Annotated in this window: 17 protein-coding genes, 1 other RNA gene and 1 pseudogene; 15 read left to right on the forward strand and 4 right to left on the reverse strand. The window is 63.2% G+C overall.

The features are described 5' to 3' along the window. Positions 1-319: 319 nt before the first annotated feature. The 3 genes from mfd to cobT are packed head-to-tail and all read left to right on the forward strand — an operon-like array spanning position 320 to position 5,282. A complete protein-coding gene (gene mfd, locus J4862_RS01565) occupies positions 320-3,703 on the forward strand; it encodes a transcription-repair coupling factor (RefSeq protein ID WP_249107434.1) in 3,384 nt (1,127 codons plus the stop codon). Beyond that, positions 3,700-4,221 carry a bifunctional adenosylcobinamide kinase/adenosylcobinamide-phosphate guanylyltransferase gene (gene cobU, locus J4862_RS01570; RefSeq protein ID WP_211788996.1) on the forward strand — a complete coding sequence of 174 codons (522 nt, stop codon included), beginning with the start codon at positions 3,700-3,702 and terminating at the stop codon, positions 4,219-4,221. The genes mfd and cobU overlap by 4 nt, the downstream gene beginning before the upstream one ends. 8 nt (positions 4,222-4,229) lie before the next feature. Continuing rightward, complete coding sequence (cobT, locus tag J4862_RS01575; protein ID WP_211788997.1) at positions 4,230-5,282, forward strand: nicotinate-nucleotide--dimethylbenzimidazole phosphoribosyltransferase; 1,053 nt, start codon at positions 4,230-4,232, stop codon at positions 5,280-5,282. 293 nt (positions 5,283-5,575) lie between these two features. Here cobT and J4862_RS01580 read toward each other — a convergent pair whose 3' ends face one another. The 4 genes from J4862_RS01580 to gyrB all read right to left on the reverse strand — a co-directional run bounded on the left by J4862_RS01580 (position 5,576) and on the right by gyrB (position 10,137). Then, complete coding sequence (locus J4862_RS01580) at positions 5,576-6,217, reverse strand: NAD(P)H-binding protein (protein ID WP_211788998.1); 642 nt, start codon at positions 6,215-6,217, stop codon at positions 5,576-5,578. A gap of 94 nt (positions 6,218-6,311) precedes the next feature. Continuing rightward, a complete protein-coding gene (locus J4862_RS01585; protein WP_211788999.1) occupies positions 6,312-7,220 on the reverse strand; it encodes a TIGR01212 family radical SAM protein in 909 nt (302 codons plus the stop codon). 5 nt (positions 7,221-7,225) lie between these two features. Beyond that, on the reverse strand, positions 7,226-7,993 hold the full coding sequence (locus tag J4862_RS01590; RefSeq protein WP_211789000.1) for a biotin/lipoate A/B protein ligase family protein: 768 nt from the start codon (positions 7,991-7,993) through the stop codon (positions 7,226-7,228). A gap of 176 nt (positions 7,994-8,169) precedes the next feature. After that, the gene (gene gyrB / locus J4862_RS01595) at positions 8,170-10,137 is read right to left on the reverse strand and encodes a DNA topoisomerase (ATP-hydrolyzing) subunit B (protein ID WP_211789001.1); all 1,968 of its coding nucleotides are present in this window, start codon (positions 10,135-10,137) and stop codon (positions 8,170-8,172) included. 463 nt (positions 10,138-10,600) lie between these two features. Here gyrB and J4862_RS01600 point away from each other — a divergent pair, with 463 nt between their 5' ends. The 12 genes and pseudogenes from J4862_RS01600 to J4862_RS01655 all read left to right on the forward strand — a co-directional run bounded on the left by J4862_RS01600 (position 10,601) and on the right by J4862_RS01655 (position 23,269). After that, entirely contained in the window at positions 10,601-11,248 is a 648-nt protein-coding gene (locus J4862_RS01600) for a DUF4230 domain-containing protein (RefSeq protein WP_211789002.1), read from the forward strand. A 10-nt stretch (positions 11,249-11,258) separates the two neighbouring features. After that, positions 11,259-11,900 carry a hypothetical protein gene (locus J4862_RS01605; protein ID WP_211789003.1) on the forward strand — a complete coding sequence of 214 codons (642 nt, stop codon included), beginning with the start codon at positions 11,259-11,261 and terminating at the stop codon, positions 11,898-11,900. Further along, the gene (locus tag J4862_RS01610) at positions 11,897-13,834 is read left to right on the forward strand and encodes an ABC-F family ATP-binding cassette domain-containing protein (protein WP_211789004.1); all 1,938 of its coding nucleotides are present in this window, start codon (positions 11,897-11,899) and stop codon (positions 13,832-13,834) included. Before J4862_RS01605 ends, J4862_RS01610 begins: the two co-directional genes overlap by 4 nt. 75 nt (positions 13,835-13,909) lie before the next feature. After that, positions 13,910-14,236 carry a hypothetical protein gene (locus J4862_RS01615; RefSeq protein ID WP_211789005.1) on the forward strand — a complete coding sequence of 109 codons (327 nt, stop codon included), beginning with the start codon at positions 13,910-13,912 and terminating at the stop codon, positions 14,234-14,236. A gap of 8 nt (positions 14,237-14,244) precedes the next feature. Continuing rightward, positions 14,245-14,991, forward strand: coding sequence for a tRNA (guanosine(46)-N7)-methyltransferase TrmB (gene trmB, locus J4862_RS01620; RefSeq protein WP_211789006.1), 747 nt, complete (start codon positions 14,245-14,247; stop codon positions 14,989-14,991). 9 nt (positions 14,992-15,000) lie between these two features. Further along, positions 15,001-16,116, forward strand: a complete 1,116-nt coding sequence (locus J4862_RS01625; RefSeq protein ID WP_211789007.1) for an Mrp/NBP35 family ATP-binding protein — start codon at positions 15,001-15,003, stop codon at positions 16,114-16,116. Positions 16,117-16,151: 35 nt separating this feature from the next. Next, an RNA gene (gene rnpB, locus J4862_RS01630) (RNase P RNA component class A) lies at positions 16,152-16,516 on the forward strand. 29 nt (positions 16,517-16,545) lie between these two features. Next, the gene (locus tag J4862_RS01635) at positions 16,546-17,907 is read left to right on the forward strand and encodes a YihY/virulence factor BrkB family protein (RefSeq protein ID WP_211789008.1); all 1,362 of its coding nucleotides are present in this window, start codon (positions 16,546-16,548) and stop codon (positions 17,905-17,907) included. Between the two features lie 5 nt (positions 17,908-17,912). Next, positions 17,913-18,263, forward strand: coding sequence for a CidA/LrgA family protein (locus tag J4862_RS01640; protein WP_211789009.1), 351 nt, complete (start codon positions 17,913-17,915; stop codon positions 18,261-18,263). 2 nt (positions 18,264-18,265) lie between these two features. Further along, positions 18,266-18,957 (forward strand): annotated as a pseudogene (locus tag J4862_RS01645) (LrgB family protein). Between the two features lie 380 nt (positions 18,958-19,337). Continuing rightward, a complete protein-coding gene (locus J4862_RS01650; protein ID WP_211789010.1) occupies positions 19,338-21,173 on the forward strand; it encodes a DNA polymerase III subunit gamma/tau in 1,836 nt (611 codons plus the stop codon). A 44-nt stretch (positions 21,174-21,217) separates the two neighbouring features. Then, positions 21,218-23,269 (forward strand): S9 family peptidase, encoded by a 2,052-nt coding sequence (locus J4862_RS01655; RefSeq protein WP_211789011.1) that lies wholly within the window; start codon positions 21,218-21,220, stop codon positions 23,267-23,269. The last annotated feature ends 594 nt before the right edge of the window (positions 23,270-23,863 follow it).

Here is a 23,863-nt window from a genome sequence, read left to right on the forward strand (position 1 = left end):
CTTAGTCTAAGTGGAGTAGAAGGCCCACTAGGCTGCCCGCCCGCTAGCTGCGAAGGGCGAGCGCTCCTGACCGATATCCATCAGCGCTCCTCAGGGATATCAGTCAGCTAGGCCGAGGGATACCCATCGGCGTGCTGATGGGTATCAGTCAGAGCGCTGAGGCTTCGCCCTCGCCCGAGGGTGAAGCCTAGAGTGAGCGCCCCGAGTAGCTGCTAGCAGCTCAGCGACAGAAGGAGCGAGCTGCGGGCGAAGCCTCCTTCGTTCGCCCTTCTGCCCGTGCGGGGAGCCGCTGGTGGACGAACTGCCGTATCTTTGTAGCGTGAAGAAACGAAAACAAGAGCTCGACCTCCCGAGCTTCCACTTCCCGAGCTACCTGACGCAGGCGGCGAAGGGACAGCTGCAGCGCCTCGATCCTCGGGGTGTGCTGCGCATCTCTGGCCTCTATGGCAGTGCCTTAGCCCCGCTGGTGGCGGAGCTGCATGGGCAGTCTCCGATCCTCGTGCTGCTGCGCGATGAGGAGGAGGCGGGCTACCTCTATTCCGACCTCGAGCAGCTGCTGGGGCGTGAGGCCGTCCTCTTCTTCCCCTCGGCCTACCGCCGTGCACTACGCTACGGGCATAGGGACGAGGCGCAGGTGCTGCTGCGCTCCATGGTGCTCAGCCGTCTCAGCGAGGAGGGCGGACGCCTACCCATCCTCATCTCCTACCCCGAGGCGGTGCAGGAGCTGGTGCCGCCGATGCGTGAGGCCAGCTACGAGCGCTATACGCTCCGCCAGGGGCAGCTGGTGGATCGCGACGAGCTGCGCGATCGGCTGCTGGGCTGGGGCTTCGAGCGCGTGGACTACGTCTACGAGCCGGGTCAGTTCGCCATCCGTGGGAGTATCTTCGATATCTATTCCTTTAGCTCCGAGCTGCCCTACCGCTTGGACTTCTTCGATGACGAGCTGGAGAGCCTGCGCCTCTTCGAGGTGGACAGCCAGCTCTCGGTGGAGCGCCTCACGGAGCTGACGCTGAGCCCCGACCTAGGACAGGCCGAGGACGGCGCGGTATCGCTGCTGGAGCTGCTGCCTGAGGGGCTACGTATCCTCTATAAGGGTAGGGGAGGGCTGCGCGCACGCCTCGTGACCAACTGGCAGACAGCCCCCGTGTACCAGGAGGAGGGAGGCTTCCGCTCGCTGGAGGAGGTACAGCGTATGCTGTGCTCCCCCGAGGCCCTGGAGGAGGAGCTAGCACGCCATGCCAGCTACGAGCTAACGAGTGACCGTGCGGCCGCCGACCTTGTCTTCTCCACGGCAGCCCCGCCGCACTTCCGTAAGGACTATGCGGCGCTGGCGGCGCAGCTACGCCACTGGCAGGAGGCGGGCTATCAGCTGTGGCTGGCAGCCTCGAGCGACAGCGCCTACGAGCGCGTCGTGGAGCTCCTCGCCCCACACCTCGCCCCGAACTACCTGCCGCAGCGTGTCCAGGCGACCTACCATGAGGGCTTCGTCGACGAGGCGCACCGCTGGGTGCTGCTTACCGAGCACGAGCTCTTCGACCGCTACCATAAGTACAGCCTGCGCAGCGACAAGGCGCGCTCGGGCAAGGTCTCCCTCTCGCTCAAGGAGCTGCAGAGCTTCCACCGCGGCGACCTCGTGGTGCATGCCGATCACGGCGTGGGGCGCTTCGACGGCCTGGTGACGATGGAGCAGCAGGGCCGCCCGCAGGAGTTCGTCAAGCTCATCTACAACCGCGGCGACAGCATCTATGTCAACCTCCACAGCCTGCACAAGCTCTCGCACTACCGCGCCGGTGGCGAGCAGTCCGAGGCTAAGCTGAGCACCCTCGGCACGAGTGCCTGGCAGCGCATCAAGGACAAGACCAAGAAGCGCATCAAGGACATCGCCCGCGACCTGATCAAGCTCTATAAGGAGCGCCGCGAGAGCGAGGGCTTCGCCTTCAGCCCCGATAGCTATCTGCAGCACGAGCTCGAGGCGAGCTTTGCCTTCGAGGATACCCCCGACCAGGCGGCGGCCACAGCGGCGGTCAAGGCCGATATGGAGCGTGCCTTCCCCATGGACCGACTGCTCTGCGGGGACGTGGGCTTCGGCAAGACGGAGATCGCCGTACGCGCGGCCTTCAAGGCTGCTACCGACGGTCGCCAGGTAGCCGTACTGGTGCCTACGACGGTGCTTGCCTACCAGCACTACCGTACCTTCTCTAAGCGCCTGGCAGACTTCCCCGTCCGCATCGACTATATCTCACGGGCCCGCACGCCTAAGGAGCTCCGCGCCCTGCTCTCGGAGCTAGCCGAGGGCAAGATAGATATCATCATCGGCACGCACCGCCTGACGAGCAAGGACGTCCGCTTCCGTGACCTCGGCCTACTGATCATTGACGAGGAGCAGAAGTTCGGTGTCGCCGTCAAGGAGCGCCTGCGTCAGCTGCAGGTCAACGTAGATACGCTGACCATGAGTGCCACGCCTATACCCCGTACCCTGCAGTTCTCGCTGATGGGCGCACGGGACCTGTCGAACCTCAACACGCCGCCCGCCAATCGCCGCCCCGTCGAGACCATGCTCAGTCAGACCTCGCCCCAGGTGATCCGTGAGGCGGTGAACTACGAGCTGAGTCGCGGGGGGCAGGTCTACTTCGTCAATAGTCGCATCGAGAATATCGAGAGCCTGGCAGGCCTCATCCAGCGTGAGGTGCCCGACGCGCGCATCGCCGTGGCGCACGGCCGACTGGCGCCCAAGGAGACCGAGCAGATCCTCACCGCCTTCGCCGCACACGAGTATGACGTGCTGGTCGCGACTAAGATCATAGAGAACGGCATCGACGTGCCGAACGCCAATACCATCATGATCCACGACGCCCACCACTACGGCCTGAGCGAGCTGCACCAGCTGCGCGGCCGCGTCGGGCGCAGTGACCGCAAGGCCTACTGCTACCTGCTGACGCCTCCGCTGTCGGGGCTGAGCGAGGACGCCCAGCGGCGTCTGCGTGCCATCGAGAGCTTCAGTGACCTCGGTAGCGGCATCCGTATCGCGCTGCAGGACCTCGATCAACGCGGCGCGGGCAACGTGCTCGGGGCGGAGCAGAGCGGCTTCATCACCGACATGGGATACGAGACCTACCAGAAGGTCTTCGATGAGGCAATACGCGAGCTCAAGGCCGACGAGTTCGCCGAGGTCTACGCCGAGCAGGATCAGCGCTCTGGGGCAGAGACGGCCGACCGCTTCGTCGTGGAGACGCAGGTAGAGAGTGACCTCGAGCTGAGCTTCCCCCAGGACTACGTGCCGCAGGACGGCGAGCGCATCCTCCTGTATCGCGAGCTGGACGGGCTGACGGAGGACGCGGAGCTGGAGGCCTTCCGTGGGCGCATGATCGACCGCTTCGGGCCGCTGCCCGAGGCTGCCGAGGCGCTCATCCAGGTGCCGAAGCTGCGGCGTCTCGGGCGTCACCTCGGCATCGAGAAGCTCGTCCTCAAGGGCGGCTCCATGAGCCTGCACCTCATCGCCGACACCGAGAGCGCCTACTACAGCACCGAGGTCTTCGGGCGTCTGCTGGGCTATGTGGCGCGCAATAATAGACGCTGCGAATTCGTCCAGCGCTCGGGTCGGCACATCATCCGCATACAGCATATACCCACCATCGCGCTAGCCCTCGAGACGCTAGAGCACATCCTCGGGGGCAAGGACTCCGAGGCGACGACCAAGGCATGACGACCATACATCTGATCACCGGCGGGGAGCGCTCGGGCAAGAGTGCCTATGCTGAGGCTGAGGCACTATGCCTCAGCCCTCAGCCCGTGTATATCGCCACGGCACGCATCTGGGACGAGGAGTTCGCCGAGCGCGTACGCCGCCACCAAGAGCGGCGAGGTCCCGAGTGGACGAATATTGAGGAGGAGAAGGCCCTCTCGCGGCACCCACTCTCGGGCCGCACCGTGCTCATCGACTGTGTGACGCTATGGGCGACGAACTTCTTCTTCGACCTCGAGCAGGACATCGACCGAGCTCTCGAGGAGATGAAGGCCGAGCTGGAGCATCTCTTCGCCCAGGAGGCGCACTTCATCCTCGTGACCAATGAGATCGGCCTCGGCGGTGTCCCGATGGACGCTGTGCAGCGTCGCTTCACCGACCTGCAGGGCTGGATCAATCAGTATATCGCCGCGCGCGCAGACCGCGTGACCCTTATGGTCTGCGGCATCCCTGTGCCCGTCAAGGGCGCACCCCTATAACTGGAACTATGAGACACTATGATATCAAGCCCCTGAGTGACCAGGCGCTCCTGCAGGCTCAGGGCTACATCGACCGCATCGCCAAGCCCCTCGGATCCATGGGGCGCCTCGAGGCGCTGGCCGCACGGCTGGCTGCTATCCAGGACACACTACGCCCCGAGCTGAGCCCCCGGGAGCACTTCGTCTTTGCCGCTGACCACGGCATAGCGGAGGAGGACATCAGTAAGAGCCCCAAGGAGGTGACCCGTCAGGTTGTCTACAGCATGCTGCGCGGCGGGGCGGGGATCTGCTTCCTCTGTCGTCAGCACGACTTCCGCCTGCATCTGGTGGATGTGGGTGTGGACCATGACTTCGGGGATGAGCCGGGGCTAGTGCACCGCAAGCTCCGCCACGGCACCCGCTCCTACCTGAGGGAGGCAGCGATGACTCAGGAGGAGGCGACGAAGGCGCTGGAGATCGGCGAGCGCTGTGTGGACGAAGCGCTGGAGCGTGGCTGCCGCCTCCTCAGCTTCGGCGAGATGGGCATTACCAATACCTCCTCCTCGGCGCTGTGGATGTACTACCTGACGGACCTGCCGCTGGAGGCCTGTGTAGGCCGTGGCAGTGGGCTCGATGATGAGGGCATGCAGCGCAAGCTCTCCGTGCTCCGCACCGCGGTGGAGCGCTACTCGGGGACGGGCGACGCCTGGAGCGTGCTCTGCTATTTCGGTGGCTATGAGCTGGTGGCGACCGTGGGCGCGATGCTGCGCGCGGCCGAGCGGCGTACGCCCTTCCTCGTCGATGGCTTCATCATGACGGCCTGCGTGCTGATGGCACGGAGCTTTGCCCCCGCGGTGACGGACTACGCCTTCTACGGCCATGTAGGGGATGAGGCAGGGCATGCACGCCTCTTGCGCTACCTCGATGCCCAGCCCATACTGAACCTCGGGCTACGCCTCGGCGAGGGTACAGGTGCTATCTGCGCCTTCCCCATCCTCGACTCGGCGGCGCGTATGCTGCGCGAGATGGCGAGCTTCACCACCTCGGGCGTTACGGACTATATAGGCGTCACCGAGGGCTAGCCTTAGCCTGCATACCCGCCGCAAGGTGGAGCAGAGCGCACGGATAGCCTTGTCCGAGCTCTGCGAGGGATATCCCTCAGAGGACTGACTGATATCCCTCACGAGCCACAGGGACGTCCCTCAGCCTGCTGACTGATATCCCTCAGAAGGCCTCCCCCTTAGTCTGGGGCGCAGTGCAGGCCTTAGTCCAATATACCTACATCGGATATAAATAGCGCGCCCAGCGATAGTCCTGCTATCGCTGGGCGCGCTATTTGCCTTGGCTTAGGCTGTGAGGAGGCGAGGCTTGCGGTCTAGTCGGCGTAGGTCCAGATGTCACGGGCCTCAAGGATGCCGCTGTGCTGGGAGCGGGCGAGCGCGTGCATGCAGCGCGCTACGACGCTCGTCGGCATGGGGCGGAAGGCACGTAGGAGCCCCAGCGCGCTCAGCCCCCGAAGGACGGCCGCTGTTAGGCGCTCGCCGCTGCGTGTGGAGCCAGGACGCAGGAGAAGCGGCGGGCGGAGGATGCTGATGCGTCGGAAGGGCAGCGCCTGGACGGCCTCTTCCAGTTCGCCCTTCATACGGGAGTAGAAGCTCCGAGCCTTGGGCTTCGCTCCCCAGGAGGAGACGAGGACGTAGTGCGGAACGCCTCGGGCAGCTGCGCGGCGTGCTACTTCGTACTGATAGCCGTAGTCCACGCGGTACTGCGCGGCTTGGCTGCCCGCATCGCGTAGCGTCGTGCCGAGAGAGGAGAAGAGGACGTCAGCCTCGGGGAGTTCGGGCCACTGGTCGGGCTGGTCGAAGTCGAGGAGCTCGATCCTGAGCTTGGGGGAGCTGAGCCCCTCGAGAGGGCGGCGTACGAGGAGGTAGAGCTCGGTGAAGCGGTCGTCCTGCAGCAGCTGGCGGACGAGGTCGCGCCCGACGGCGCCCGTAGCGCCTAATAGGATGGCCTTCATCGTGTGGGGAATAGGGGGAGGCTTAGGTGGGGGAGTGCTTGGAGCCCTTTGCTGGTGAGGCTAGGGAAAGGAGGAAGCTGAGGGGCGGGAGCGGCTAGGGCTCGGCTTCGAGGAGGGCGCGCTCGATCTTGGCCGTGAACTCGAAGTTCTTCCAGCCCCAGCGCGGCGCCAGCAGCAGCTCGGGTGGGGACTGCGAGACGAAGCGCTCGATGACGAGCCCCCGCGGGAGGCGGCGCACGAAGTCCACGCAGAGGGCGATGTACTCCTCCTCGGTGAAGAGGTGGAAGTCCTCGGGCTGGCGGAGGTATTCGCCTGCCATCAGCGTGCCCTTGATGATCTGCAGCTGGTGTATCTTGAGGGTCGTCAGCGGCAGCGCCCCGAGGCGGCTGGCATGGCTCAGCAGCTCCTCACGGCTCTCGCCAGGTAGCCCCAGGATGATGTGCGCCCCGACCATGATGCCCGCTCGGTGCGTACGCTCGATGGTCTCCACGCTCTCGGCCCAGCTGTGCCCGCGCTGGATGCGCTCGAGGCTACGGTCCAGCGTGCTCTCCACGCCATACTCGATGAGGACGAAGCGACGGCGTGCCAGAGCGCTCAGATAGTCCAGCAGCGGCTCGGGCATGCAGTCGGGGCGCGTGCCTATGATCAGCCCCACGACGCCGGGGTGGGCTAGGGCCTCCTCGTACTTGGCTATGCAGTCCTCGACGGCGCCATAGGTATTGGTGTAGGACTGGAAGTAGGCCAGGTACTTCATCGCAGGGTACTTGCGGCTGAAGAATCGTATGCCCTCGTCGAGCTGCTCGGTGATGCTGCGCTGCTTGGCGGCGTAGTTGGGACTGAAGCTTTTATTATTGCAGTAGGTGCAGCCCCCCTTGCCCCGCGAGCCGTCGCGGGTGGGGCAGGAGAAGCCCGCCGTCAGGGTGATCTTCTGCACCTTCTCGCCTGGGAAGTGCTCCGAGAGGAAGCTCGAGAAGCTGCGATAGGGGAGTGTCGGTGTGCTCATAGGGGCTACTTAGCTCGGCCTATAGGGGCGTGGATCCAGTCGGGATGCTCGAAGTGCGTCTCCCGCTGCTCGCGTATGTAGTCCTCTACCTCGGGGCGGAAGTCCAGCGGATAGAGGGCACCTGCGTGGCGACGCTCCAGCTCGGAGAGGATGCTGCGCTTGAAGTCCTCGATCGTGAAGCCTGCAGGGAGGTGCGGCCTGAGGTTCGTCACCACGGAGCGCACAGAGGCCACGCGGGATCGTGCCTCTGTCTCGGGGACGGTGAGGATACGCTCCAGTTCGTCGAGGTCTGTGTCGAAGAGCAGGCAGATGTGGTACAGCATGCGGCTGCGCGTGGTGGCCTCGGCAGCGCCGCCGACCTTCAGCCCGTCGAGCCTCAGATCCCCGCGGGGCGAGCGTACGACCTCTACGCCGAGTGTGGCGAGGGCGGCCTGCACGGGCTCGGGGAAGGCCTTGAGGTCGAAGCCTCGGCCCGTATGGTCGTTGCTGATGACCGAGAAGTTGAGGTTGCCTAGGTCGTGGTAGACGGTGCCGCCGCCCGAGCTGCGGCGCAGCAGAGCGATCTGGCGCTCCTCGAGATAGGCCATGTCCAGCTCGGCCTCGGCGCACTGGTAGCGCCCCATGAAGACGGAGGGGCGGTTGACCCAGAGCATGTAGATCGTGTCCAGCGGGCGTAGCTGGCGGTAGAGGTAGTCCTCGAGGGCGATGTTGTAGTAGGGGTCAGTCGAGGGGCTGACGTAGTAATAGGCGTGCGCGGGACGGTCGTGTATCATCTTTGTCCTAAGTGCTGGGGGGCGGGCTGAGAGCTCGTGGGTAGGCTCTTGGGGTGCGGGTGGGAGTGCGGCTCCAAGCGGGCTGCTCTCGTCGCGGTATATAGGAGCGAGCGCACAGACTCTAGAGGTAGAGGCTGTGCGCTCGTGCTGTGCTGGCGTCTTGCTAAGCTCGAGACCTAGGCATCGACATTGGCGTGGATGGCGTTGGCCTCAATGAACTCGCGGCGTGGCCCTACCTCGTCACCCATCAGCATGGAGAAGATGGCGTCGGCCTCGGCGGCGTTCTCGATGGTGATCTTGCGTAGGGTGCGGTTCTCTGGGTTCATGGTCGTCTCCCAGAGCTGCTCTTCGTTCATCTCCCCAAGACCCTTGTAGCGCTGTACGTGGACGCGCTTCTCGTCGCCCCCGCCGAAGCGCTCGACGAAGGCCTGACGCTGCTGCTCGGTCCAGCAGTACTCGCGCTCCTTGCCTCGCGTGCAGAGGTAGAGCGGCGGCGTAGCGATGTAGACGTAGCCGTTCTCGATAAGGGAGCGCATGTTGCGGAAGAAGAAGGTCAGGATCAGCGTGGCGATATGGCTACCGTCCACGTCGGCATCGGTCATGATGACGATCTTGTGGTAGCGTAGCTTGGAGAGGTTAAGGGCCTTGCTATCCTCCTCGGTGCCGATGGTGACGCCTAGGGCGGTGTAGATGTTGCGGATCTCTTCGCTCTCGAGCACCTTATGCTGCATGGCCTTCTCTACATTGAGGATCTTACCGCGCAGAGGCAGGATGGCCTGGTACTCACGGTCGCGTCCCTGCTTGGCCGTACCACCTGCCGAGTCACCCTCGACGAGGAAGAGCTCGGAGAGTGCAGGGTCCTTGGACGAGCAGTCGGCGAGCTTGCCGGGGAGGCCACCGCCTGAGAGGGGCGACTTGCGCTGCACCATTTCGCGCGCCTTGCGGGCTGCCTGACGTGCCGTGGCGGCAAGGATGACCTTATCGACGATCACCTTGGCCTCCTTGGGGTGCTCCTCGAGGTAGATCTCTAGGGCCTCGCTGACGGCGACGTCTACGGCGCCCATCACCTCGTTGTTCCCCAGCTTGGTCTTCGTCTGTCCCTCGAACTGTGGCTCGGCTACCTTGATGCTGACCACGGCGGTGAGGCCCTCGCGGAAGTCGTCCCCCGTGATCTCGACCTTGACCTTATCGAGGAGCTTGGAGTCGGTGGCGTACTTCTTGAGCGTACGCGTCAGCCCGCGGCGGAAGCCTGCCAGGTGTGTCCCGCCCTCGATCGTGTTGATGTTGTTGACGTAGCTATATACGTTCTCGTTGTAGGACGTATTGTAGGTCATCGCCACCTCGACAGGGATGCCCTGCTTCTCCGTGATGATGTGGATGACGTCCTCTATGAGGTGCTCCTTAGAGCGGTCGATATAGCGAGCGAATTCCTCGAGCCCAGTCTCGGAGTAGTATTCCTCGGTGAGCGGCGTGCCCGCCTCGTCGAGTACGCGCTCGTCGACTAGCGTCAGGCGGATGCCGGCGTTGAGGAAGGCGAGCTCGCGCAGGCGGTTGGAGAGGATCTTGAACTGATACTCCGTGACGGTGAAGATGGTCTCGTCGGGCTTGAAGATGACCGTTGTACCCGTACGATCGGTCGTGCCTACGGTGAGGAGCTCGGTCGTGGGGACGCCGCGACTGAAGTCCATGGTGTAGATCTTACCCCCGCGGTGGACGATGGCCTTCAGCGAGGTGGAGAGGGCATTGACGCAGGAGACCCCTACGCCGTGCAGCCCGCCCGAGACCTTGTAGGAGCCCTTGTCGAACTTACCCCCTGCATGCAGGACGGTCAGGACGACCTCGAGGGCGCTCTTGCCCTCCTTCTCGTGCAGGTCGACGGGGATCCCGCGACCGTTATCTTGGACCTCTATGGAGTTGTCAGGGTGGATGATGACCTTGATGTCGGTACAGTAGCCAGCTAGGGCCTCGTCGATGGAGTTGTCCACGACCTCATATACCAGGTGGTGTAGCCCCTTCTCGCCGATGTCACCGATGTACATGGCAGGGCGCTTGCGCACGGCCTCCAGTCCCTCGAGGACTTGGATACTGCTCGCCGAGTATTCCTTGGGCTGGGTAGCCTCTAGGTCAAATAGCTCTTCGCTCATTTAGATTACGTGCTTGTTTACGTATATATAACTATGTAGACAAAGATACGAAAAAGCCCCCAGCTGGCCAGCCCTAGAGGCCCTCCCGTGAGGTAGCCCGTGCGGTGCGTGCCCTAGCCCGCTTTGCCGCGCCTTTAGTGGGGCACGCGTCCCGAGCGGGCTCCTCGGGAGCTGAGGGCCTCGGGGCGGCAAGCTACCCCGAGGGGCTCGTCGGGGATTCTTATATTACTTCTCGCCGAATATTATATTACTTTCGGCGGAATATTATATTACTTTTGACAGGAAGTTATATTACTTTTCCCTGAATATTATATTATTTTTCTCCCTCCGAGCAGTATCTCAGCTCCGTCCCCCTTATCCTGCACCGCGCTGAGGGGCTCCTCGGGACGGCAGGGCCTACGTAGTTGCAAAAGCTTCGTACCTTTGTCTAGCTCATATAATAGCACTCTCTACCGTATATCCAATGAAGAAGATAAGTCCTATTCGCTCCCTCCTGCTGCTGGCGCTCCTCTTGGGGGGCGTGGCCTGCAGCTCAGGCTCGAAGGAGCAGAAGCCCGACCCCGTGCAGCTACTGCTGGTGGAGGCACAGAGCCTTGCCCGCCTCGAGCTGGCGACGACCAAGCTGCGTACGACGGTCGTCATCGACCCCAAGCAAGATGGCTTCCTCGGCTGGAAGCGCCTCTTCGGCACGCGTCGCACCGAGCTCGAGCTGACGAGTCAGGCCTCCGTATCCTGTGACCTCAGCAAGCTCACCGAGTCTATGATCCACAGCGTCAACGATACGCTGGTGGAGCTGACGCTGCCCCCGCTAGAGGTGCAGCGCGAGCTGGAAGGCGTCCATCGCAAGGTGCGGCGTGAGGCCGACCCGCTGCGCTCCTCGCTGACGGCCAATGAGGTCAACGAGCTGCTCCGTCAGCGCAAGGAGCTCATCGAGGAGACGCAGGAGCGTGCCCTCATAGAGGCGCGCCCACAGCTCTTCCGTGCCGCCGAGCGTAGTGCCCGCACGCGCCTAGCGCCGCTCTTCGCTAAGCTCGGCCTCGGGATGCGTGTTTCCCTCGCGCCTCAGGATGCTGCCTACCTCGCCCCGAGTGGTGAGACGAACCCCCAATAGCTAGACGACGATGACACTCAAGTCTTGGCTACGCCTCGTCCAGGGGCTCATCGTACTGGTACTGGCCCTCGGCCTCGGTGGCTACATCCTCTATACCTGCCGCTCTAGGGAGGCGGAACGCCAGCCTGAGGTGACACCCCAGGAGATCCAGATGGAGATCACCGAGCGCCTCCGACTGATCACCCAGCGCATCACCTACCGCAGGCAGATCTACATCCGCGACGGGGCCTACAGCGCCGAGGGAGTGGCGGATCTAGCGGCCTACAGCAAGTTCGATCTCGAGCGGCTTAAGGTCCAGCGCGGCCCAGGTGATACCATCTACATCTCGCTGCCCGAGCCACAGGTGGAGCTGGGTCAGACGCCTGGGGGCTCGCACAGCGTCAAGTACTACGAGTATAGCCAGGGCCTCTGGGGGACGCGTCGCAGGGCTACGAGTGATCGCCGCGCCGTCAAGCGCCTCGACGACTCCATCATGAGCCGCGCCTGGCGTGAGATCCAGGCGGACCCCCAGCTCGTGCCGCAGTCCAAGGTGGAGGCGCGGGAGCGCCTGCAGAGCCTCGTCAGAGCGCTCTACCCCCAGCAGCATATCATCGTCACCGAGGAGCTCCTGCTGCCGGGTGTCGAGACCAGAACGAACATAGCGCCTCAATGATCAGCGTCAACAAGGTATCCGTATACTTCGGGGCTAAGCCCCTCTTCGAGGATCTTTCCTTCGTCATCTCAGCGCGGGAGCGCATCGCCCTCGTGGGCAAGAACGGGGCGGGTAAGTCCACCCTCCTCAAGCTGCTGGCAGGCGTCTCCTCCCCGACAGAGGGGACGATCGCCTTCCCCAAGGGGCTGCAGATCGGCTACCTGCCGCAGGTGATGCAGCTCAGCGATGAGCGCACCGTGCTGGAGGAGTGCCAGCAGGTCTTCAGTCACATCACCGAGCTGGAGGAGGAGGTAGCGCAGCTGGCGGCCGAGATGGCCGAGCGCACCGACTACGAGAGCGAGGCCTATATGGAGCTCATCGAGCGCCACGCCCAGCGCTCGGACCTCTTGCTGATGCACGGCTCGGACAACTTCCAGGCCGACATCGAGCGCACGCTGCTCGGGCTGGGCTTCGAGCGCAGTGACCTCGAGCGCCCGACCTCCGTCTTCTCGGGCGGCTGGCGTATGCGTATCGAGCTGGCGAAGATCCTTCTGCAGCGCCCCGATATCCTCCTGCTGGACGAGCCGACCAATCACCTCGACATCGAGTCTATCCGCTGGCTGGAGCGCTTCATCGCCTCCAGCAGCTCGGCGCTTGTACTCATCAGTCACGACCGCGCCTTCATAGATGCTACCACCAGCCGCACCCTAGAGATCGAGCTGGGCCGCCTACACGACTACCGCACCAACTACAGCCACTACCTCGAGCTGCGCGAGGAGCGCCTGGAGCAGCAGCGCCGCGCCTACGAGAACCAGCAGAAGGAGATCAAGGACACCGAGCGCTTCATCGAGCGCTTCCGCTACAAGCCCTCCAAGAGCGATCAGGTACAGAGCCGCATCAAGCAGCTGGCCAAGATCGAGCGCATTGAGGTCGAAGATGTGGATCGCCGCGCCATGCACTTCTCCTTCATGCCCGCCGTCACCTCGGGCGCCTACCCCGTCATCATCGAGAACCTCAGGAAGGACTACGGCGAGCACACCGTCTTCTCGGGCGTCAATATGACCATAGAGCGCGGGGAGAAGGTAGCTTTCGTCGGGAAGAACGGCTCGGGAAAGTCGACGCTGGTCAAGTGTATCATGGGCCTCATCAACGATTACGAGGGCGAGCTGCGCCTAGGGCATAATGTCGAGGTCGGCTACTTCGCCCAGACGCAGAGCCAGGAGCTCGCGGGGGACTACACCGTCTACGAGACGATCGACCGCGAGGCACAGGGTGAGATACGCACGCGTATCAATGACCTCTTGGGAGCCTTCATGTTCGGCGGCGAGGAGGCAGAGAAGAAGGTCAGCGTCCTCAGTGGTGGCGAGCGCGGACGTGTCGCGCTCATCAAGCTGCTCCTACGCCCCGCGAACCTCCTGATCCTCGACGAGCCGACGAACCACCTGGATATCCGCTCCAAGGAGGTACTCAAGGAGGCTATCCTACGCTTCACGGGCACGGTCATCGTCGTCTCGCATGACCGTGAGTTCCTCGATGGGCTGGTGAGCCGCGTCTATGAGTTCCGTCGCGGCAAGGTTACCGAGCATATCGGCGGCATCTATGACTGGCTGCAGGCTCGTGACCGCGAGGACAGCACGGAGGCTGGGACTCCGCGCCCCGGGAGCACGGCAGGCGCCTCTTCGGCCGCAGCTTCCACCCCCAGCAGTGGGGCGGAGGATTACCAGCGACAGAAGGAGCTGGCGAAGCAGCGCCGCAGCCTGGAGCGCGAGCTCAAGGCGCTGGAGGAGCGCAGCGAGGCCATCGACGCCGAGCTGGCGGCTCTGGAGGAGCAGCTGGCCGAGCCCGAGCACGCTACGGACGCGAGCCTATTCCAGCGCTACTCGAGCCTTAAGAAGGAGCAGGAGACGACCCTCGAGCGCTGGGCCGAGCTTAGCCTCGAGCTCGAGGAGGCCTAGACAGAGGCGCTCCAGCCTTTTTGCGTAACTTTGCGAAGAAGGAACCCTAAGTAAAGATTCACTACATAGATCAGTATGGCAGAAGACGAATTCGACGGCTACGATGACGCTGCGTCCGTGGCCTTCATACGCAACTATATCCCCCAGGAGATGAAGGAGCTGCTGAGTGACGATGATATCGTCTACTTCGTGGACCTTATCTACGACTACTACGAGAGCCGTGGCTACATGGACGAGGACCTCGATGAGGACGAAGCCATAGAGGTAGACGAGGACGAGCTCGTAGAGTATGTCGTGCGCAATGCCCGCAAGGATGGCGTCGGGAAGTTCGAGCCCGAGCAGATCCGCTTCGTCGTACAGGGCGAGCTGGAGTATTGCCAGAGCATCAACCTCTTTGACTAGGCGCGCGGGTGGGAAAGAATAAGCTGGCGAAGTTCGCCGAGATGGAGACCTTCCCCCATGTCTTCCAGTATCCCTTTGCGCGTCTGCAGCAGGAGGACTTCCCGCTGCGTGGTCGTTGGCGGGAGGACTTCTTCCACAACGATCACCCCATAGTCCTCGAGCTGGGCTGTGGCAAGGGCGAGTACACGGTAGGCCTCGGAGAGGTCTATCCTGAGAAGAACTTCATCGGCGTGGACGTCAAGGGGGCACGTATCTGGACGGGGGCTAAGGCTTCGCACGAGGCAGGGATGAGCAATGTGGCCTTCCTGCGCGGCGAGATCGAGTCCCTGGGACGCTTCTTCGCCCCCGGGGAGGTGGACGAGATCTGGATTACCTTCCCCGATCCGCAGATGAAGAAGGTGACGAAGCGCCTGACCTCCTCGCGCTTCCTCCTGCGCTACCTCGAGGCCCTCAAGCCCGGCGGTATCATCCACCTCAAGACGGACAGTCCCTTCCTCTATACCTATACTAAGGCCTTCGTCACGCTCAACGCTCAGGAGATCATCACCGACACCGACGACCTCTACAGCGGAGCCTACGAGGACAAGATCCTTGGTATCAAGACCTACTACGAGCGTCAGTGGCTGAGTCGCGGCCTCACGATCAAGTATCTGAGCTTCCGCCCCGCGCTCCCTGCGGGAGGCTTCGTGGAGCCCGACATAGAGATCGAGCCCGACAGCTACCGTAGCTTCAGCCGCTCGCGCCGCGTACAATAAATGAGTACTATGGCCACGACCCTATATCCTAATCTGATCCTCGAGGCGCTCGCCAAGGTACGCTACCCGGGCACGGGGAAGAACCTCGTCGAGTCGGGCATGGTGGAGGATGACATCCGTATCGAGGGGATGAAGGTGAGCTTCTCACTGATCTTCGACAAGCCCAATAACCCCTTCGTCAAGTCCGTCGTACGCGCTGCCGAGACGGCCATCCTTACCCATATCGGCCCTGAGGTCGAGATCGTAGGGAACATCTCGGTCAAGCAGCCCGAGCTCGTCCCCCAGGAGGAGCTGCCGCTACTGCCCGAGGTGCGCAATACGCTGGCGATCTTCTCAGGGAAGGGCGGCGTCGGCAAGAGCACCGTCTCGGCCAACCTCGCCGTAGCCTTAGCCCAGGCTGGCTACAAGGTGGGACTACTGGATGCCGACATCTTCGGCCCCTCGCAGCCCAAGATGTTCGGCTGTGAGGACGCCCGTCCCGTCCTCGAGGCGACGAGCTCGGGGCGCGAGCTGATCGCTCCCGTAGAGCGCTACGGCGTCAAGCTCCTCTCCATCGGCTTCTTCGTCAACCAGGAGAGCCCCGTCCTCTGGCGAGGCAGCATGGCCAGCAATGCCCTCAAGCAGCTCCTCACCGAGACGAACTGGGGCGAGCTAGACTACCTCCTCATCGACCTCCCCCCAGGGACGAGCGACATCCACCTGACGCTCGTGCAGACGCTGGGCCTTACGGGCTCGATCATCGTCACGACGCCGCAACAGGTGGCTCTGGCGGATGCCATCAAGGGTATAGGCATGTTCACCGACGAGCACGTACAGGTGCCCATTCTCGGACTGGTAGAGAACATGGCTTGGTTCACCCCTGCCGAGCTGCCCGAGAATAGGTACTACATCTTCGGCCGCGAAGGGGGCAAGGAGCTGGCCGAGGAGCTCGGCCTGCCGCTGCTAGGGCAGCTGCCCCTCATCCAGAGCGTATGCAGCTCGGGGGATGAAGGGCGACCGATAGCCACCGACGAGACCAGTCTGATGGGCATCTACTTCCGCACGCTGGCGCGCAACGTCGTCGAGCAGATGGAGGCGCGCAATGCCTCCGCCGCGCCGACACAGCGGGTCGAGGTACAGCGCTAGGTACGCGCGACACATCATCATAGTCAAGTAGCGTCGCAGTGGGGCGGTCTGTCGCTTCTCCCCCAGAGGGAGGTGAGGAACGTCCGGGCAACGCAGAGCACCATGCTTCCTAACGGGAAGTCGTCCGTGAGGGCGAAGTAGCGTAACAGAGAATGACCGCCCGCAGCCTCGGCTACGGGTAAGGGTGAAAAGGTGCGGTAAGAGCGCACCGAGCCTGTGGTGACATCGGCTGCCGTACGCCTGATGGGTTGCAAGATCATGTATACCGACGTCACGAGGCTTGCTCGGCCCATGTCGGAGGGTAGATCGCTTGAGAGGAGTGGTGACACTCCATCCAGATAAATGGCAGACGCCGAGCCTTGGCTCGGTACAGAACCCGGCTTATAGCCCCACTGCCGCTGCTTGACTTCCCCTTTATCCCCCTTCTATATGAGTAGTAGCATACGTAGACTCACCGCACTAGGCTTCAGGAGCTATCGCTTCCTCAGCCTCGATATGTGGCGCCTTCGTCCCGAGGGCCTCAGCTCGACGAAGCGCTATGGGGTCGCGACGCTGCGCGTGCTCTACATGACGATCCTCAGCTATATCGAGCAGGGCATAGGCACGCTGGCGGGTTCGCTGACCTACAGTACGGCGCTCTCTATCGTACCCCTGCTGGCCGTGATCATCGGCATTGCGAAGGGCTTCGGCCTGCAGGAGATCGTGCGTGATGCCCTCATCCAGGGGCTCCCTGGGCATGAGGTGGAGCTGGCGAAGGCCTTCACCTACGTCGAGAACTATCTAGCGCAGGTGCAGGGCGGGCTCTTTATCGGCGTGGGGCTAGCGGTGCTCTTCTACACTGTGCTGATGCTCATCTCGACAATCGAGGATAGCTTCAACCGCCTGTGGCAGGCGCCGAGCGCGCGTCCCTGGGGGCGTAGGATCATGGGCTACCTCAGTGCCTTCCTGCTGCTGCCCCTCTTGATGACGATCTCCAGCGCCACGACCATTTTCCTCTCGACGCTCAATCATACCTACCTCGCTCAGCTAGGGCTCATCTCCACGGTGACCAATCAGCTGCTGCAGCTGCTGCCCTTCGCCATCCTCATCATCCTCTTCACGCTGCTCTATCTGCTGATCCCCAATGTGCGGGTACACTTCGTCCCTGCGCTTATCGCGGGCGTCATCGCGGGGCTGGCCTTCCAGTGCTTCCAGGCGCTGTATATCAATGGGGTGCTGTGGATCTCCAAGTACAATGCCATCTATGGGAGCTTCGCCGCCGTACCTCTGGCCTTGCTGTGGACGCAGCTCTCCTGGGTCATCATCCTGCTGGGGGCGCAGATCAGCTATGCCGTGCAGCATGTGTGGTACTTCACGACGCCGCCCCTGAGCGGGCGGCTCTCCCGTCGCTACGAGGATCTTATCCTCATCTCGGTCGCGGCTACGACCGCACGCCTCTTCGCCGAAGGCTACCGTCCGCTGCCTGAGGCCACGACGCTGGCCGAGCGCAGCCGTCTGCCGCTGCGAGAGACGCAGGAGGCGCTGCTCAGACTGCTGCGCCTGGGGGTGCTAGCCGAGGTACGTACGCTGCAGCATGGCTCCGAGCAAGTCGGCTACCAGCCCGCCCTGCCGCTGGATAGGCTCACGCTGGGCTACCTGCTGGAGCTCCATGATCGGGGAGGGGAGGAAGTGCTGCCGCTGGAGCTGGACGGGCGGCACGAGTCCGTTTGGCAGCTACGCCGTCAGCTCTATCGCCCGCTCTTCAGGAGCGCGGCACAGCTTCGTATTTGTGATATCGATTTAGACACTTAGACCTTATGCAGACATTGATCAAGATCTTCGCGATCTTTCTCTTCTATTGGATAGGAGAGTTTGCCTCCAGCTTGATGGGCGGCTTTGTCCCCGGGAGCGTCCTTGGGATGGTCTTCCTCTTCCTTGCCTTGCAGCTCAAGTGGATCAAGGAGGACCAGGTGGACACCCCCGCCAAGGCCTTGACCGACAATATGGGCCTTTTCTTCATCCCCGCTGGTGTAGGCCTCATGGCACAGATGGATACTGTGCGGGAGAACTGGTGGGTGATCCTCGTGGCGGTGCTGGTGAGCTCGGTGCTCGTCATCGCCTCGGTAGCATACATTCAGGAACACATGGAGCGTAGGAGGAGTAAGTAATGATACAGCAGTTCTTCAACAGTGAGGTCTTCACCATCACCTTCGTGATCGCCCTCTACCTACTCAATTACAAGCTCTACCGCCTGGCGGGGACGACGCTGCTGCACCCTGTGCTGCTGACGATCATCGAGCTCATCGTCCTGCTGATGTACCTGGATGTGCCCTACGACACCTTCAAGAGCGGCAGCCGTATGATCCACTTCATGCTCGGCCCCTCGGTAGTCTCCCTGGGCTACATCCTGCACCAGCAGGTCGCGCACCTCAAGGGCAACGTCATCTCCATCATGGTCGCCATCACCGTGGGAGCTATGATCGGCATCGGCTCCATCATCGGCATCGGCCAGCTGCTGGGGGCGCATCAGACGCTCATCGCTTCGCTAGCGCCGAAGTCCGTGACGACGCCTATTGCTATGGAGCTCTCGGGGAATACGGGCGGCATCCCTGGCCTCACGGCCGTCATCGTCGTCTGTGCTGGGATCCTCGGCAGCATCATCGGCCCCCCATCATGAAGCTCATGGGGATCAAGAGCCCCGTGGCTAAGGGCCTGGCTATGGGAGCCTCCTCGCACGGCATCGGTACGGCGGCGGCCATACAGATGGGCGCGATCGAAGGTGCACTGAGTGGCCTGGCCATCGGCATCATGGGGCTCATCACGGCGCTGCTGCTGCCGCTCTTCGCCCACTGGTTAGGCTAGCCGACGCCCTAAGTACTCACTTAGCTTGCCTCCCCGCAGGGTCACAGCTCCAGGCTGTGGCGCTGTGGGGAGGCTTCTTTTTGTCCCTGCCCGCGCTTTGTGCTTCGCCCCGCCTTCGTGAAGGGTATCCCTCAGCGCTCTGACTGCTGTCCCTCAGCCTCGTGACTGACGTCCCTCAGTGCGCTGATGGATATCCATCAGAAGGCCTCCCCGCTACACGTAGCCCCCTCGGGCTTGTTTCTTCCCCCTTTGCCATAAAGGCGAAGGAAGCGCCGAGGCTCGTCCTTAGACCTCTGCCCAGACGAGGTAGCGCTGTGCGTGGCGACGCCTCAGGACTTTTGTATCTTTGCAGCAGAAGCATTTCCCCAAGCTAAGCATTCATGTCAGATCAATATATCGTCTCGGCTCGTAAGTATCGCCCCGATAGCTTCCACAGTATCGTGGGGCAGGGGGCTATGGCCTCGACACTGCGTACGGCGGTGCTGGAGCGCAAGCTCGCACACGCCTATCTCTTCTGCGGCCCGCGTGGGGTGGGGAAGACGACAGCGGCGCGCGTGCTCGCCAAGACGATCAACTGTACCAACCTGCAGCCCGACGGCGAGGCCTGCAACGCGTGTGAGAGCTGCCGTGCCTTCAACGAGCAGCGCTCCTTCAACATCTTTGAGCTCGACGCCGCGTCCAATAATTCGGTCGACGACATCCGTACCCTGACCGAGCAGGTAGCCATGCCGCCTGCCCTCGGGCGCTACAAGGTCTACATCATCGACGAGGTGCACATGCTCTCGGCGGCGGCCTTCAACGCCTTCCTCAAGACGCTCGAGGAGCCTCCCAGCTACGCCATCTTCATCCTCGCCACGACGGAGAAGCACAAGATCCTGCCCACGATCCTCTCGCGCTGCCAGATCTATGACTTCAAGCGTATCACGGTCGGGGACATCACCCAGCACCTGCGCTACGTGGCCGAGCAGGAGGGGATCGAGGCGGACGAAGCCGCCCTAGGGCTCATCGCCGAGAAGGCCGATGGGGGGATGCGTGACGCGCTGTCGATGTTCGACCGCATCGCTAGCTTCTCCTCCGGGCATATCAGCTACCAGCACGCACTGGAGAGCCTGAACGTCCTGGACTACGGCTACTTCATCCGTATCTACGAGCAGCTGCTCAGCGGGGACTTCCGTGCGCTGCTGCTGCTCGTAGATGAGCTGCTGGCGCGCGGCTTCGAGGGGCAGCTGATCCTCAATGGTCTGGCCGCCTTCACCCGCGACCTGCTGGTGGTGCAGCACCCCGATACGGCGCAGCTGCTGGAGAAGCCCGAGGGCGTGGCGCGGCAGTATCAGAGTCTGGCGCAGCGCTGCACGGCGGCGCAGCTCTTCGGCGTGCTGAAGGTGCTCGTCGCGGCCGATCAGCAGTGGCGTGCGGCCACCAGCAAGCGCCTGCTGCTGGAGCTCTCGCTGCTGCAGCTCGTGGCGCTCTTCCCCAGCTCGGGGGAGCTCGCCGCTCCCGCTCCCGAGCCTAGTGCCGCTTCGAGGACGAGCCCCAGCCCTGCGACTCCTAAGGCCGCCCCTGCTCCCGCCCCGACGCCGAGCGCAGCCCCGACGGCAGCCCCCGTCTCCGCTCCGCCTCCTCCAGTCCCCGCCGCTGAACCTCAGAGCGCTCCGCCTGCCGCACCTCAGCCAGCGTCCACTCCCGCGCCCGCTCCTCCCGCGGCGGCTCCCGAAGCCCCTGCACCTGTCTCCCCCGAGCCGCCGAAGCGCCGCCGCCCCATCTTCGGCGGGCAGCGTGCCGCCCTGCAGCAGGCACAGCAGCAGGCCGAGACCTCCGTGGCAGCCCCCACGCTCGAGGAGCACGAGCCCTTCACCGAGGAGCAGCTACAGCGCGCCTGGATGCGCTACATCGAGGAGGTACTGCCGAGTGAGCAGATCGTCTGCCGCTCCATCCTGCTGGAGTCCCTGCCGCATCAGCTCAGCGCTACCGAGGCCGAGACAGCGCTCCCGCCGAGCTCCGCCGCTCGTGAGGCTATCGAGGCCATCTACCCTCAGCTACTTAGCTACCTGCGCGGCCAGCTGCACAACCATGACCTGACGCTGCTGCTGCGCGAGAAGAACGCCGAGGAGCAGGCGCGCCTAGCCTTCACTCCCGAGGATAAGCTCAAGAAGCTAGCCGAGGTCAACCCGCAGGTGCTTGAGCTCAAGGAGCGCCTGGGCCTGCGCTTCACCTAGGGCCCTTCCCTTGCCCCGACCCAACCCCAAATACAGCATAGACTATGAAGATCAAGCAACAGATGGCGGCCCTCGTGGCGGCCACCACGCTGGCTGCCGCTGCCCCCGAGCAGCTGGCCGCACAGCAGCACATGAGTCCGGAGATGATGCTGAGCCTAGCGCGCCTCGGCGAGTCCGCTGCTTCGCCCGACGGCAAGCAGATCGTCTACAGCGTCGGCTTCCCCAGTATCAAGGACAATAAGATACGTACCGAGTTCTTCACCATCACGAGCTCGGGCAGCGCACGCCGCCAGATCACCGAGGGGCTCAAGGGCATCCACGCTCCTCGCTGGATCCAGCAGGGGCGCCGCATCAGCTACCTCTCCTCCGAGAGTGGCAGCTCGCAGCTCTGGACGATGGCGCCCGACGGCAGCGATCGCCGTCAGGTGACAGACGTCGAGGGAGGCATCACAGACTACCTCTATTCGCCCGATGAGACGAAGCTCGCCTATATCCGCGAGATCAAGTTCGGCCAGTCCACGGCCGACCTCTACCCCGACCTGCCCCAGGCTACAGGGCGCATCATCACCGACCTGATGTACAAGCACTGGGATGAGTGGGTAGAGACCGTCCCGCACATCTTCGTCGCTGAGCTGGGCTCGGGACTGGTGAAGGCGGGCAAGGACATCCTCGAGGGCGAGCCCTACGAGGCGCCGACCAAGCCCTTCGGCGGTGCGGAGGAGCTCTCCTGGAGTCCCGATGGCAAAACGCTGGCCTATTCCTCGCGTAAGAAAACGGGCCTGGAGTACGCCCTCTCGACCAATACCGATATCTACCTCTACGACCTCGCGACAGGGCGTACGCGCAACGTCACCGAGGGCAACGGCGGCTACGACACGCAGCCCCGCTTCTCCCCCGATGGCCGTAGCCTCAGCTGGATCAGCATGGAGCGCGACGGCTACGAGGCTGACCTCAAGCGCCTCTTCACCCTCGATCTGAAGACGGGGGCGAAGAGCTGGCTCACCGAGGGCTTCGAGTGCGACGTCGACCAGACCGTCTGGGCTGCCGACAGCAAGTCCATCTACTTCCTCGCTACGAAGGAGGCCGAGACGCAGCTCTGGCAGCTGACGCTCCGTGGCAAGAAGCTCCGCCAGATCACCTCGGGGACGCACGACTACACCTCCATCGCGCTGGCAGGAGGCAAGCTGCTGGCAGGTCGCCAGACCATGGTGCAGCCCAAGGACCTCTACCTGGTCGATCCCAAGACGGGCGCAGCGCAGCAGCTGACCCAGGAGAATGCCGCTACGCTCGCCCAGCTCGCTACCCCCACCGTCGAGAAGCGCTGGATCCAGACCACTGACGGTGGGCGTATGCTCGTATGGGTACTCCTGCCGCCGCACTTCGACAAGACGAAGAAGTACCCCGCGCTGCTCTACTGCCAGGGCGGGCCGCAGAGCACCGTCAGCCAGTTCTTCTCCTACCGCTGGAACCTTCGTCTGATGGTCGAGCAGGGCTATATCGTCATCGCCCCCAACCGCCATGGCGTGCCTAGCTTCGGCAAGGCGTGGAACGAGCAGATCAGTGGCGACTACTCGGGGCAGAACATTCAGGACTACCTCACCGCCGTCGATGAGGTGAGCAAGGAGCCCTACGTCGACAAGGCGCGCCTGGGCTGCGTCGGGGCTAGCTACGGCGGCTACTCGACCTTCTACCTGGCGGGCGTGCATCAGAAGCGCTTCGCCGCCTTCATCGCACACGCGGGGATCTTCAACCTCGAGCACCAGTACATGTGTACCGAAGAGATGTGGTTCGCCAACTGGGATATGGGCGGTGCACCCTGGGACAAGGGCAATGCCGTAGCGCAGCGCACCTTCGCCAATTCGCCCCACCGCCTTGTGGGCAACTGGGATACGCCTATCCTCGTCATCCACGGCGAGCGTGACTACCGTATCCTCGCCGATCAGGGGATGGCGGCCTTCAATGCTGCCAAGCTCCGCGGCATCCCTGCCGAGCTGCTCGTCTACCCCGACGAGACGCACTGGGTCGTCAAGCCGCAGAACGCGCTGCTCTGGCAGCGCACCTTCTTCGGCTGGCTCGACAAATGGCTCAAGAAGTAAGCCCGCCCGCCCGCTAACCTAGCTGGTATATAAGTAAGCCTCGCCCCCGCAACGCTCGTCGAGCATTGCGGGGGCGAGGCTTTTCCTTGTCCTCGGCGCTCGGACCGATATCCCTCGCCGCGCTGACTGGCGTGGGTCGTGGGGCTGACTGGCGCCGGTGGGCGTCGTGACTGCTATGGGTCAGCGGCGGCCAAGCGGCTCCGCGAGGTGCTGGGCCAAGCCGCTCAGCATCCTCGGGCAAGTCCTTCGCCACCTCTCTCGCCTCGTCCAGCCACCCCGACAAGCCCTCAAGCCCGCTCCGAGATCCCCTTTTTCGCGCCTCCTCGCCTTGCTTCGAGCTCGTTGAGCGCCCCTTCCTGCTCCTAATTCCGCACAAATGGGAAAAAACTTTTGGTCCTTGTAATCGCCTGTTCTAAGGGGTAATGAATAGCACTCAGGGCCTACTCCGATCGCCTTTTTCTCCTCATGATTTGGTTGGTATTACTTTTTCGTCTTACCTTTGCAACCGCAAACGAGGAAACGCCCCACGGAGCTACGGCAAGCGCGCCGAGCTGGGATGAATAAGACAAGCCTCGGGAGCGAGATGAGTCTAAG

This window comes from Porphyromonas sp. oral taxon 275 (genome assembly GCF_018127745.1).
Taxonomy (GTDB): domain Bacteria; phylum Bacteroidota; class Bacteroidia; order Bacteroidales; family Porphyromonadaceae; genus Porphyromonas.